13 protein-coding genes and 3 pseudogenes are annotated in these 12,667 nt (G+C 40.8%); 5 read left to right on the forward strand and 11 right to left on the reverse strand.

Annotation, left to right across the window (positions count from 1 at the left end; all coding sequences use genetic code 11):
- The 7 genes and pseudogenes from ACIG3F_RS07345 to ACIG3F_RS07375 all read right to left on the reverse strand — a co-directional run.
- Window positions 1–507 (reverse strand): annotated as a pseudogene (locus ACIG3F_RS07345) (F0F1 ATP synthase subunit alpha); the annotation flags it as partial.
- Between the two features lie 45 nt (window positions 508–552).
- Window positions 553–1,089 carry a F0F1 ATP synthase subunit delta gene (locus tag ACIG3F_RS07350; protein WP_004644860.1) on the reverse strand — a complete coding sequence of 179 codons (537 nt, stop codon included), beginning with the start codon at window positions 1,087–1,089 and terminating at the stop codon, window positions 553–555.
- Window positions 1,090–1,101: 12 nt separating this feature from the next.
- Window positions 1,102–1,572: a F0F1 ATP synthase subunit B gene (locus ACIG3F_RS07355; RefSeq protein WP_004280990.1), complete on the reverse strand. Its 471-nt coding sequence runs from the start codon at window positions 1,570–1,572 to the stop codon at window positions 1,102–1,104.
- Window positions 1,573–1,611: 39 nt separating this feature from the next.
- On the reverse strand, window positions 1,612–1,857 hold the full coding sequence (atpE, locus tag ACIG3F_RS07360; protein WP_000424060.1) for a F0F1 ATP synthase subunit C: 246 nt from the start codon (window positions 1,855–1,857) through the stop codon (window positions 1,612–1,614).
- Between the two features lie 85 nt (window positions 1,858–1,942).
- A complete protein-coding gene (atpB, locus tag ACIG3F_RS07365; protein WP_004644859.1) occupies window positions 1,943–2,818 on the reverse strand; it encodes a F0F1 ATP synthase subunit A in 876 nt (291 codons plus the stop codon).
- Window positions 2,819–2,928: 110 nt separating this feature from the next.
- Window positions 2,929–3,321 (reverse strand): ATP synthase subunit I, encoded by a 393-nt coding sequence (locus tag ACIG3F_RS07370; RefSeq protein ID WP_004280982.1) that lies wholly within the window; start codon window positions 3,319–3,321, stop codon window positions 2,929–2,931.
- Between the two features lie 174 nt (window positions 3,322–3,495).
- Window positions 3,496–4,332, reverse strand: a complete 837-nt coding sequence (locus ACIG3F_RS07375; protein ID WP_004280981.1) for a metal ABC transporter solute-binding protein, Zn/Mn family — start codon at window positions 4,330–4,332, stop codon at window positions 3,496–3,498.
- 146 nt (window positions 4,333–4,478) lie between these two features.
- Between ACIG3F_RS07375 and ACIG3F_RS07380 the strand changes: the two genes are divergently transcribed.
- The 3 genes from ACIG3F_RS07380 to znuB are packed head-to-tail and all read left to right on the forward strand — an operon-like array spanning window position 4,479 to window position 6,544.
- Entirely contained in the window at window positions 4,479–4,976 is a 498-nt protein-coding gene (locus ACIG3F_RS07380; protein ID WP_004280980.1) for a transcriptional repressor, read from the forward strand.
- Complete coding sequence (znuC, locus tag ACIG3F_RS07385; protein ID WP_004644858.1) at window positions 4,958–5,740, forward strand: zinc ABC transporter ATP-binding protein ZnuC; 783 nt, start codon at window positions 4,958–4,960, stop codon at window positions 5,738–5,740. The genes ACIG3F_RS07380 and znuC overlap by 19 nt, the downstream gene beginning before the upstream one ends.
- Before the next feature lie 3 nt (window positions 5,741–5,743).
- Window positions 5,744–6,544 carry a zinc ABC transporter permease subunit ZnuB gene (znuB, locus tag ACIG3F_RS07390; RefSeq protein WP_004644857.1) on the forward strand — a complete coding sequence of 267 codons (801 nt, stop codon included), beginning with the start codon at window positions 5,744–5,746 and terminating at the stop codon, window positions 6,542–6,544.
- Window positions 6,545–6,618: 74 nt separating this feature from the next.
- Here znuB and ACIG3F_RS07395 read toward each other — a convergent pair whose 3' ends face one another.
- Window positions 6,619–7,239, reverse strand: coding sequence for a LysE family transporter (locus tag ACIG3F_RS07395; RefSeq protein WP_004644856.1), 621 nt, complete (start codon window positions 7,237–7,239; stop codon window positions 6,619–6,621).
- A 161-nt stretch (window positions 7,240–7,400) separates the two neighbouring features.
- Between ACIG3F_RS07395 and ACIG3F_RS07400 the strand changes: the two genes are divergently transcribed.
- The gene (locus ACIG3F_RS07400; protein ID WP_396469718.1) at window positions 7,401–8,321 is read left to right on the forward strand and encodes a Dyp-type peroxidase; all 921 of its coding nucleotides are present in this window, start codon (window positions 7,401–7,403) and stop codon (window positions 8,319–8,321) included.
- A 43-nt stretch (window positions 8,322–8,364) separates the two neighbouring features.
- Here the strand turns inward: ACIG3F_RS07400 and ACIG3F_RS07405 are convergent, their stop codons facing one another.
- Both ACIG3F_RS07405 and ACIG3F_RS07410 read right to left on the reverse strand, forming a co-directional pair.
- Window positions 8,365–9,237 carry a hypothetical protein gene (locus ACIG3F_RS07405; RefSeq protein ID WP_004644854.1) on the reverse strand — a complete coding sequence of 291 codons (873 nt, stop codon included), beginning with the start codon at window positions 9,235–9,237 and terminating at the stop codon, window positions 8,365–8,367.
- A gap of 9 nt (window positions 9,238–9,246) precedes the next feature.
- A pseudogene (locus ACIG3F_RS07410) lies at window positions 9,247–11,052 on the reverse strand (peptidoglycan-binding protein); the annotation flags it as partial.
- A gap of 66 nt (window positions 11,053–11,118) precedes the next feature.
- Between ACIG3F_RS07410 and ACIG3F_RS07415 the strand changes: the two are divergent.
- A protein-coding gene (locus ACIG3F_RS07415; protein ID WP_396469719.1) for an IS3 family transposase occupies window positions 11,119–12,266 on the forward strand; the annotation gives its coding sequence in 2 pieces (ribosomal slippage) (window positions 11,119–11,365 and window positions 11,365–12,266; 1,149 coding nt in all).
- A 19-nt stretch (window positions 12,267–12,285) separates the two neighbouring features.
- Here ACIG3F_RS07415 and ACIG3F_RS07420 read toward each other — a convergent pair.
- Window positions 12,286–12,666 (reverse strand): annotated as a pseudogene (locus tag ACIG3F_RS07420) (LysM peptidoglycan-binding domain-containing protein); the annotation flags it as partial.
- Between the last annotated feature and the right edge of the window lies 1 nt (window position 12,667).

Genomic DNA, 12,667 nt, shown 5'->3' on the forward strand with positions numbered 1-12,667 from the left:
AATGATCAACTCAATTTGACCACGTCCTACATTGATCATTGTATCTAATGATTTATAACCAGTTTGTACAGGTTGATCCACTGATTGACGCCAAATTACGCCTGGTGCTACTTTTTCAACAGCATCAGTTAATTTTGCATCAATAGGGCCTTTACCATCAATCGGGTTACCCAAAGCATCTACTACACGGCCTAAAAGTTCTGGACCAACCGGAACTTCTAATACACGACCTGTGCAACGCGCTTTTTGACCTTCTTGAAGGCTTAAGTAGTTACCTAAAACAACGACGCCCACTGAATCCTGTTCTAGGTTCAGTGCCATACCGTAAAGGCCGCCGTCGAATTCGATCATTTCACCGTACATAGCGTCAGCTAAGCCGTGAATACGCACAATACCGTCGGAAACCATAACAATGGTTCCTTCGTTCTTAGCGGTTGCGCTGGTGTCCAGATCGCCGATACGCTGTTTAATGAGCGCACTGATCTCGGATGGATTCAGTTGTTGCATTGCGCTATACCTCAATCTTTTTAAAGTTCAGTCTTCTAAATGCAATTAAGCAAGAAGACGAGTACGCATTTTTTCAAGCTTGTTAAGCGCAGAATCATCTATCACTTGGTCGCCTGCACGAATAACTACACCAGCAATCAGCGCTGGGTTAACTTCTACAGAAACATTTACCGCCGCTTCGAATTTTTTCTCTAATGCGTGAGTAAGAAGTTGTTCCTGTACAGAAGTCAATGGGAATGCTGATTCAATCACAACATCCACAGTATTGTTATTCTGTGATTTAAGCTGCTCATATTCTGCTGCAATCTCAGGAAGAAGAACCAAACGGTTATTCTCTGCAAGCAATGTCAGGAAGTTAGACACTGCTGCAGTTTGGTCTTCACCTAAAACTTTCGCAAAAAGAGCCACCTGCTCAGCAGGTGTAAGCTCAGGGCGATTTAGATAAGCTGAAAATGCTTCGTCTTGCACCGCAGCACTGAGCAATTCAAGTGCTGTTGACCAAGAGTCAGTTGCACTTTGCTCAGAAGCGTAAGCAAATGCTGCTTTAGCGTATGGGCGTGCCAACGTCAAGAGTTCAGCCATAATCCGCCTCTCTTAAAGTTTAGCAGCCAGCTGAGTCAGCATGGCATTGTGAGCTTCTGCATCAACTTGCTGGCTAAGAATTTTCTCAGCACCAGTTACTGCAAGAGCAGCCACTTGTTGACGCAATTCTTCGCGAGCAGCATTGATTTCAGTATCAACAGCTTCTTTAGCCTGTTGACGAATACGCTCACCTTCAGCCGCAGCTTGGGTACGCGCTTCTTCGATCAATTGTGCACCACGACGGTTCGCTTGTTCGATCAATTGAGCCGCTTGTGCTTTTGCCGCGTCTAACTCAGCTTTCACTTGTGCTTGCGCATCTGCAAGGTCAGCCTTCGCTTTTTCAGCAGCATTTAAGCCATCAGCGATTTTACGCTGACGTTCACTAATCGCATTGATTAGTGGTGGCCATACAAACTTCATGCAGAATGCGACAAAAATCGCAAACGCAATCGCTTGGCCAAACAATGTGAGGTTGATATTCATTGCAAATTCCTCAAATAGTGAATTTCGGAATTAAGCTGATTAACCTACAAATGGATTAGCGAAGATGAAGAACAAGCCAATACCAACACCGATCATAGGCACAGCATCAAGAAGACCCGCGATTAAGAACATACGAGTTTGAAGTTGTGGAGCCAATTCTGGTTGACGAGCTACAGCTTCAAGGAAACGGCCGCCTAGAAGACCAAAACCAATCGCAGTACCTAAAGCACCGAAAGCGATCAAGATAGCAGATGCAATTGCAACTAGACCTAAAGTGAGTTCCATGATAATTCCTCAGAGGTTAGGTTTTATACCAAATTAAGTTAAAAAATTGTGTGCCCAACCATCCGTTGACAGTTAGGCAATACCATTAATGCTTTTCGCTTGCCATACTCATGTACACGATAGTCAACATCATGAAAATGAATGCTTGTAGCGTAATAATCAAAATGTGGAAAATCGCCCAAGGCACAGACAACGCCCACTGGATCCAGAACGGTAATAACGCGATAAGAATGAAGATTAACTCACCCGCATACATGTTACCGAACAGTCGTAGAGCCAATGAAACTGGTCGCGCCAAGAAAGTAGTCAATTCCAACAATAAGTTGAATGGAATTAAAAGCACTTTAGCAACTGGATTACTTGGGTTAAATGGGTTCAGTGCTAACTCACCAACGAAGCCGCCAACACCTTTCTCACGAATACTATAGAAAATAATTAAGAAGAATACAGAAATAGACATACCGAGGGTAATGTTTGGATCTGTAGTCGGAACAATTTTAAAGTAAACCTGATGAGGGTCTACACCCAGCATAGAAGCAATCGCGTGTTGAGCTACATAAGGAATAAAGTCAACAGGGATCAAATCCATCAAGTTCATGAGGAAAATCCACACGAAAATGGTTAATGCTAAGGGTGCAATTAATCGAGACTTCCCGTGGAAGGTATCACGTACACTTGAATCTACAAACTCGATAATCATTTCAATTGCAGACTGGAACTTGGTAGGAACACCAGCATTAGCTGCTTTCGCAACCAACCAGAACAACAAACAGAAAATCAGACCCAGTCCGATAGACCAACCCATTGAATCCAAGTGAATAGCAGTGAACCCCATCTGTTGAGCTTCAGCACCGCTCTCGGCCAATTTCCATGTACCGTCCGGCATTTTGCCATAGGTCATGTTGGTCAAGTGATGCTTGATATACTCGGTCGAAGTAAGGGCATGTTCTTCAGCAGCCATAAATCACACCTGGTCAATGTCAAAAAACTAATAGAACAAACGAATATCGCGTGCTGCTTGATATCTCGCCTGCTCCTGAAAAACTTTTCAATTTCTTGTTGTGCTTATACTCATTTTTGTAGACGTGACGCCCAAAACGGAGCGACCCACGACATGGCTTGAACAAGTATAAAACCACAAAACAACGCCACCGCTGACAACGGTTTAACATTGCTTAAAATTAAAATGAAACCAACAATCACAATGGCAAACTTTCCCATCAAGCCTTTATACATGTTCGAAAGAACTTGTTTAGACGCGCGGGCTCCTGCTGCTCGAAACGATTGCCACGAAAAATAACAAGTCGCGAGCCAACATACCAGTGCACCTAATGCTGCACTCAAGGCTGCGGTTGAGTCTTTCACGACCCAGCCGATCAAGGCTGAAACAGGGATCATACAGGCTTGCAGGAGGACCAAAGCTTTCGCTAATCGTCGGTCAATCAAGCGACTAGTTCGGCTCATTATTTATTCACTCACAGCAATCATGCTTGACAAGTTTAACAGGTGATTATTTTTAATCGCAGGCATTATAGAGTTACACCCCTGAACATGCAATCTTTTCCCGACCTTAGTCGTGTTTTTTTAAATCGGGTCACTGCTGTTAAACTAATCAAAATCTGTCTATTTTTTAAATCATTAGCGTGCATTTAGTACACATTTCTGGGTTTCGGCGGCCAATTGCTGCCAAGCCTGCACAAAGTCCCCTGCCCCGCTCATGCTTTCATCGACATGCTGGAACAGTACCGGATTGAGTTTGCGGTACTGGTTTTCACTGGCATGACCTTCGGCCAGCAGACACATTTTGCGCTGTGGACGATGATCCTGTAAAAACTTGATTTGCGCCACCGTTGGTGAAACATGTGGATCATCGGTCAATGCCCCCATGAATTTTAAATTGAGTGGGCGCTCAAGATACTGGTAGGCATCGTGATAAGACCAATAAGGTTTGGCTTTGTTACTTGAACTATAACGCTGAGCCGTAGCAAACATGTTTTGTGCAAAGTCACGGGCATTTTTCCAGTAGCGTTCACGATGTTCCGGCAGTTGTTGCGAACGTAACGCCGCAATAAAGAAGCCAATCCGTACGGCATTATTCGGATCGAGCCAGACATGCGTGTCTACCGTATTTTTCAAGGCCTCGCCACGCGGATTACGCATCGGCAAGGTGGTCAATATCCCCGAGTCTAACAGTGCAATGCCTTTATTACTTTCATTCAGCACTTTGGCCAAGGGTGCTTCATGCGCCTGACCCAGCCAGATCACCAGACCTGCATTCTGAATAGTTTTTCGATGCGCCGGAGTCAGACTCACATCATGTCCACTTTGGTTGGCCAGCAATAAAGTCGGCTGTTCCACACCTTGGGTAATTTTCTTGGCAATCAGATAGATCGGCTGCGTAGACACCACCAGACTTTGTGACCAACTGAGTGTACTGAACAATGCCAGCAGACTGATTGCAAGGAGACGGAACATGAGTAGAAATCACTTAAAAACGATAAAATCAGGAAGTGTTATAATATAACAAAAATACAAAAATACCTATGCCTAATCGAAACTCAGAACGCTTCATGTTAAGATTTGAAATCTATTAATTTTCAGTTTCGCACTTGAGGTGAACTATGGGTTCCTGTTCGCACGAACACCACAACGCATTGCACGGCGTGCACGACCATCCCAATGTCGCACAACGTCTTGCTGAAGCGGAAAGTCTTTGTGCAGCAAGCGGCGCACGCCTTACACCTTTACGTAAAGAAGTGCTGGAACTCATTCTAAATGCGCATGGCCCGATGGGCGCCTATGATCTGCTGGCACAAATGAAAAATGCCAGTGATCGTCCTGCAGCCCCACCAACGGTGTATCGCACTCTGGATTTTTTATTAAGCAAAGGGCTGATTCATCGCCTGACCTCGATCAATGCCTATATCCCCTGTTGCCATCCGCGTGAAGGTCATCAGGCTGCTTTTTTAATCTGCACCGAATGTAAAGCCGTGAAAGAAGCGTCGGCTCAGGGCTTACTCGATCAACTCGATGCACTGGCCAGCTCGGACGACTTCACGGCACATCACAGCATTATCGAAATTTCAGGAATTTGTCAGCAGTGCCGCAACAAAGCTTAAGTGCCTCTCCCTTGATTCAGCTTTCCAAGATCTGGGTCAAAATCGATGAGCGCGATATCTTAAAAGCCATTGATTTCTCGTTACAAGAGAAAGAAATTGTCACACTGATTGGTCCCAATGGTGCTGGTAAATCGACCTTAATTAAAGTCATGCTGGGCATTTTGAAACCGCAATCAGGTGAGATCAAGACTGCGCGCAAACTCAAATTCTCTTATGTGCCACAGAAATTCAATCCCTCACATAGCTTGCCGCTACGGGTGAAAGATTTATTGGCACTAGAAAAGTGTCCGTCCGAGATTAAAACCGAAATTATTCGCGATACCGGCATTAGTAAACTGCAAGATTCTAAAGTGCAGCAGTTGTCTGGCGGTGAACGTCAACGGGTGCTACTGGCCCGCGCCTTATTACGCCAGCCGGATATTTTAGTCCTCGATGAACCGATGCAGGGTCTAGACATTCAGTCCGAAGCTGAACTGTATGAATATGTGCGTAACTTGCCGGAAAAATATGGCTGTGCCGTACTGATGGTTTCACATGACCTGCAATGGGTGATGCAAGGTACGACTCGGGTCGTGTGCCTGAACAAGCATATCTGCTGTAGTGGCCTGCCGGAAAGCGTGCAGCAACATCCCGAATATCAGGCGATTTTTGGCACCAATCGGGTGTTCTATCAACATCATCATGATCATTGCGCGCACGGCGATTCTGCCACCCCCTGTCAGCATGATTCACGCCCTCATATTCACCCCGAGCCGGAAGCTTAAACCATGATGGATTGGTTACAACTCCTTTTACCTGCATGGATCATGGGAACGCTATTGGTATTTCTGACTGCACCGCTGGGCTGTCTCATGCTCTGGCGGCGTATGTCATTTTTTGCCGATACCATGGCACACGGTACTTTGCTCGGTGTTGCCATCGCTGGGGCTTTAAGTTTACCTCTCTGGATGGGAGTCACTTTTATTGCCTTATTATTGGTAGGGGTTTTGTGGGTGCTGCATGATCCGCGCCTGCCGAATGATGCCTTGCTGGCGCTGTGTTCAGCAACACTGCTTTGCTCAGGTCTATTGTTCATTCAGCATTTACCGAGTTTAAGACCGGAACTTCTCAGCTATCTATTTGGTGATCTACTGACGATTTCTTGGACGGACTTACCCACCTTTGCTATCGTGATTATTCTGGCCTTAGCCGTCCTCTATAAGAGCTGGCAAGCGCAGATTCAAATCGCGATTGATCCGGACATGGCGGTCAGTGAAGGTGTAAATGCCAAATGGCAACGCCTGATCTTTATGTTGTTATTGGCATTGTTTACCGTGCTTGCCCTGAAAGCAGTGGGTTCATTACTCATGGGGGCATTACTGGTGATCCCTGCTCTGACTGCACGACTCCTTGCACATTCACCAAAACAAATGGTGATCTGGGCATTCGTGATTGCGCAAATTGGGGTGACCGTGGGCCTATGGTCGAGTGCAGGTCTCAATACTTCGACAGGTTTAACCATTGTCCTGACCATGGCGGTGCTATTTGCACTGATCTTCTGTGTGCAGAAGTTTAAAAAGCTGAATTAATCTTTCTGTTAAATCATGATGATTTTCTAATGATCTATTCAGCCTCTCTCCTTTAAGGAGAGAGCAAACACTCGTTATTGATGCACCAAACTCAATAAAAATGCAGCACCTGCAAATAAACCGGCAAAAGTCCGGTTCATGACTTTTTGTTGTTTCGGTGATTTTAGTAACCTTAAAACTTTAGCAGCCAATCCGGTATAACCCGCCATCACAATCAGATCAATCGTCACCATTGTTGCAGCCATAATCAAATACTGAATCCATTGTGGTTTGGACAAATCCAGAAATTGCGGCAAGACGGCCAGTAAAAATACGATGGCTTTAGGATTAGTGATATTAACCAAGAAACCATGCAGTACCAGTTTTCCTCTCGATTTTCGCGTCAATTCATGTTTAATTTCGATGTTCTGTGCAGGTGCTTTCCATTGCAAAACTGCCAAATATAACAGGTAGCCAACACCAAACCATTTCACCACTAAAAATGCCCATGGGGTTGTCGCAAACAAAACTCCCACGCCTGCTGCAACCACTGCAATCTGTACCAGTAAAGCCAGTTGCAGACCCAGCGCATTCCAGTAACCATGCCGAAAACCATAATTCAATCCGCTCGACATCGATGCAATTGCACCAGCACCCGGAGAGACACTAATCACCCAGCAGGCCAACATATAGGCAAACCACATTTGATAGGACATGAATATTTAACTCAGCAAAACTTGCCCAATATTATATGAATTTTCCAATAAAATCAGGCTAAAAACTTGCTTAAATATAAGGCACTGCACTATTCACTCTGTCTAGCTTCAGGCACAATATGTACATTAAAAAACAGGATCTATCCTTATAGGAGCCATGAATGACAGCCCAATCGGTAATCTTGCCACTTCCTTCAGATCATGCTCGCTTTATTGTGTTACGTCTTAAAGATTTGAGTATTGAAAAATTAAAAGAACAACTCGAACATTTGTTTACTTCTCGTGATCGGCTGATCACGCAACACCCTCAAGCACAAATTAAAACAGGCGTAGCTTTTGGTCCTGAACTGTGGACAAAACTTTATGATCAAGCTCCTGCAGGCTTTAAACAGCTTGAACCCATTCATGGTTCGTTTGATATGCCGGTTGTTCCAGCAGATGTACTGATTCATATTGCCAGTGCCCGTGCTGATATCTGCTTTGCGCTCAGTCAAGCTTTTTTTGAAGGAATTCAGGACCAGGTTCAGGTGCTGGATGAGCGAGTTTGCTTCCGCTACTTTGATGGTCGTGATATTACCGGCTTCATCGATGGTACTGAAAATCCACAATTCCCGGATGATCGTGCTGAAGTCGCATTATTAGGTGAAGATTCAGGTATTTTCCAAGATGGTTCATTTATTTTTACCCAGCGTTACGCGCATAACCTGGAAAAATGGAAAAAGCTAAAAGTTGATACTCAGGAACAGGTTATGGGTCGCACCAAGCTTGAATCCATTGAATTGGATGATGAAGTCAAACCTGAAAATGCGCACGTGGCACGTACTGTAGTTGAAGATGAAGAAGGCGAAGAAATGGAAATTCTACGTCATTCTCTGCCTTATGGTGACGGACGTGGTGACCAGGGTCTATTCTTTATTGCCTATACCAAAGACCTGAAAATTATTGATACTATGTTAGAACGTATGTTCGGTACCTCTGGCGATGGAATTCATGACGGTCTGCTGCATTTCGTAACACCTCTGGATGGTGCCTATTACTTTGCGCCAAGTGAGGAGCTGCTGGGAGAGGTTTTGGAAGGGTAAAAGAAAAAAGCCGGTGGAAGCCGGCTTTTTAAATTAATTATTCTTAGAATGAGAATTCTTTTTTATTATTTCCTTCAAAATATTTTATGTTTAAATCACCATCAATATTTACATTTTTTCCTGCATAAATATATTTTTCTGAAATTAAATTAAAATTTTTAACTTTCATAATCCTTAAATTAGCTCCCCCTTCATCAAAAAACGGAGATACTATTAAAAAGAAATCTTTTTCCCCTTTCAGAAAAACACTCATTCCATCTTGAGGGTTAATAAAATTATACTTATTTAATATTTTTTGCGAAGATATTAATCTCAAGTTATTACATTGATTTAATTTAATATTATTTATACACTTAAAATGAATATCAGATGAATAGGGCAACTTAGAAAATTCTTCAATACCATTTAATCTTAAGCCCTCTATTTTATTTACACGTCCTTTTTCAAACTTATAACATTCATTTTCAATATTAATATTATTATTTTCTAAAAAGTAGGTAGTCCCTGATAAACAAACTTTATTATCTTTTTTATTATATTTTATAATAGCAGGATCATCATTAATTTCCCTTAAATTACCATCGACAAAATTACCTACCATCTGAGGCACAGGAATTACTTTTTTTTCTAGAGGATCTAATATAACTATCAGCTTAACAACTCTACTTTCACCTTTACCTGTACTTCTATTATGATTTAAAATTAATAATATTTTATCATTTGAAAAATTAGGCAAATCTTTAATATGTTGATTATAGATTTCAATCTTGTTTCTAGAACAAAAATCAACAACTTCACTTTCAAAATAACATCTTGATACATTATTTGATGTTATTAATATATTTTCTTTTGGGTATGTACAACTTGAAAATAATAAACCATTAAAAAACAATGATAAAATTAATTTGGATTTCATATTTAAAACCTATTTATTTGAATGATAAGCATGAATTTTTTCAAATATAACTTTAACTTTTTCGGTAGAATGTTTATTTGCTTTATTCGTTTTAGATTCATGATAACCGATACTACCATCAGAAATAATTCCATATTTATTCTTTTCTCCCTTCGGTAAAGCAATTGAAGCCCACTCTTTCGAAGCATCAACCATGGCCTGCTCTACAGTTTTATCACCTTTAATAATCAAGCTGTAGATAGATGAACGACCTCTTAATAAATGCTCCTTAAAGACTCTTTCTTGCATAGCAGGATCATATAATTCATTACCACTCAAATTTAGTCTCGCTTTAGCTGCTGCTAAAGTAGAAGGAATTGTTTGATATTTTCCAGTGGCAAATCTTCTTCTATTGTCATCCCATCTATATTTTTTCGCAGCGTCTAAAATTTCATCAATAGTTTTTTCAGTCATTGTACCTGGCAAGTCATTCATTTTTCCGTATTTAACTCTTTTTCCTTCTGGAGCTCCTGCATTCCAAGCTTCATAGCTACCTTCACCACTAGCAATCGCATCACCTAATTCTTTTACCAGAGCCTCAATAGTTTGATCTGTTATTTTAGAAATAGTAGAAGTATTTACGATTATTCCTGCACAATTTAAAATAGAATTCATATTTAGTGATTTAATAATCTCAACTACCGGATTTCCATTGAGATCTTTAATTTCTTTTTTGAACTATTCATCATTAAAGTAAATACTTGAGAATCTTGTCACATCAAAATGAACCCAAGTAGTTGCTCCATTTGCTCCACTCTTAAATTTTTTTGGTTCTAAATATATTTTATCAGAAGCCCTTTCTTCACTTACTCTCATTTTTATAGTCATAATTTTTTTTCTAATAAACTCTATATCTTCTATAGCCTTAGTCCTCTTCCCATTTTTATTAATATGTATATCTAATGCTAAACCCATATGATTTACTGTAGTTCTGCCTTTTTTCTTATTATCATTTATACATCTATAACCAGATTCTATATAAGCCACTTCAAGACCTTTATATTTAAATTCATTTTTTAAATAAAAATTTAATGCTTTTAATATCCATATTAAAGATCTATGCAATCCTGGATATTCATTAGCAGTATTCAAACCAGATTTAATACCTCTTCTATTATTACCATAACCTGAACACTGACCACAGGGACAACTAGCTTTAGTCATAAAATTTGCAATTCCATATTCATCACGGAACTTATCTAAAGCTGCTAAAAAACTTCCGCATATTTTTCCAGTTTCAGGAACCCCCATATAATCCCGTTGAAATTGCTTTATACATTCCGCTGTTAAAGGAGTAAATTCATCTGTAGGTAATGCGCCACCAAAGCCTGCTAGCCTGATATTAACCTCTCTAATAAGTTCACTTTTGCCTTGAGATATACATTGAGGATTAGTTTTACATAAATTGGAAGTATGAGTTTTCGGTGTTCCGCCATCCTGACTGCGATCCTCTTTCATATCAATTTTTATTGCATCCGATAAAGCTTTCTTACCTTCTTCATACCATTCATTAAGCTGCTCTAATGCTTTCTTCTCATACTCTTCAACTGTATTCACAATTCCTTTATCAGCCTGTTTAGTCTCTTTTTTACTTTTCTCTGATGATTGAGACTTATTATTTTGAGAAGCATTTTTTTGAGGGTTTGGCTTTCTATCAATACTTGTATTATTTCCTGTAGCAGGCATATTAATTGGAAGTTTAATTACTTGTCCTATGCTGATTTTATTGACATCTTTTATCCCATTCAGCCTTTCGAGCACTCGGATTGTGGTGTGATTGAATAGCCACCGATTTTGTAGACACCTTTTAGTTAGATAAAATGGCTAATTAACGAGGTGCTTATGAGCAGTAAACGATACCCTGAAGAATTCAAAATTGAAGCAGTAAAGCAAGTTACTGAGAAAGGTCATAGTGTAGCTGAAGTTGCTGCACGTTTAGGGACGACCACCCATAGTCTGTATACCTGGATTAAACGTTATGATCCACAGCAACCTAGGACAACTGAGTTTAATGACCCAAGTTCAGAGTTAGCAAAGTTAAAAAAAGAGCTTCAAAGGGTTACAGAAGAAAGAGACATCTTAAAAAAGGCCGCGGTGTACTTCGCAAGCCAGTCCAAATGAGGTACGCCTTTATTCAGGACAACCAACATATATGGCCTGTTCGTCGTTTATGTTCAACTTTAGATGTTCATCACAGTGGTTATTACGCATGGTTAAAGCAACCCACCAGTAAAACTGCCAAGAAACGGCAACAGCTTTCAGGACTGATTAAACAGTTCTGGTTGGAATCTGGCGGAGTCTATGGTTATCGCAAGATTCACTGTGATTTGAAAGATGTTGGCGAAAGTTGCGGGATCAATCGGGTACATCGGCTCATGAAGGCGAATGGTCTTAAATCACAGCGTGGCTATCGCAAACCTAGAACTCATGCAGGTACTCCAGCTGTCGTTGCTGCAAACACTTTGGGCCGCCAATTTAATCCAACGCAGCCGAACCAATTATGGGTGACTGACATCACTTATATCCGTACTCATGAAGGGTGGTTATATCTCGCAGTTGTGATTGACCTGTTTTCGCGTCTTGTTATTGGCTGGTCTATGAAATCCAGAATCACAACAGATCTGGTGTTAGATGCATTACTGATGGCTTTGTGGCGAAGAAACCCAAAGAACAAAGTTTTGATCCATTCTGACCAAGGCAGTCAATACACCAGTCATGAACGGCAGACATTTCTCAAACATCATAATCTTGAAAGCAGTATGAGCAGACGAGGAAATTGTCATGATAATGCTGTTGCCGAGAGTTTCTTTCAGTTGTTAAAGCGAGAGAGGATCAAGAAGAAAATATATGTATCGAGAACTGAAGCAAGGTCGGATATCTTTGAATATATTGAGATGTTTTACAATTCAAAACGCAGACATGGTTCCAATGGTCAGTGTTCTCCATTAGATTATGAAAAGGCCCATCAACAGATGGTTATGTGTGTCTAGAATTTTGGTGGCTATTCAGATACTGTTGTGCAATAGATGATAAAGTTTCACCTTTTTTAACCTTATGTGTTTTACGTTTATAACTTCCTTTATTTTCATTATTTTCTAATGTTTTTAAATCCAAGAGAATTTTAGGACTTATAACCGTAACCAGCATACGGTCTTTCGCCATTATGAAAGTCTGAACTTTTTTCATACCTCCACCTAAAAGGCTTTTGACATATATATCTAAAACCGTTCCTTTGTCTCTTTGAATTTCATAAAGGCACCCCTTGGAATTGGTAGAACCCCGTACTACATGTTGACCTGTCTTACTATTTTTGACTTCATATTGAACTTTAGGAATTGGATTTCCTAACAAATCTAGAATTTGTACTGTTGCTAAAGACTTATTTGTCATT

Origin of the sequence: Acinetobacter sp. NPDC052428, assembly GCF_044547685.1 — a bacterium.
GTDB classification, from domain to species: domain Bacteria; phylum Pseudomonadota; class Gammaproteobacteria; order Pseudomonadales; family Moraxellaceae; genus Acinetobacter; species Acinetobacter lwoffii_G.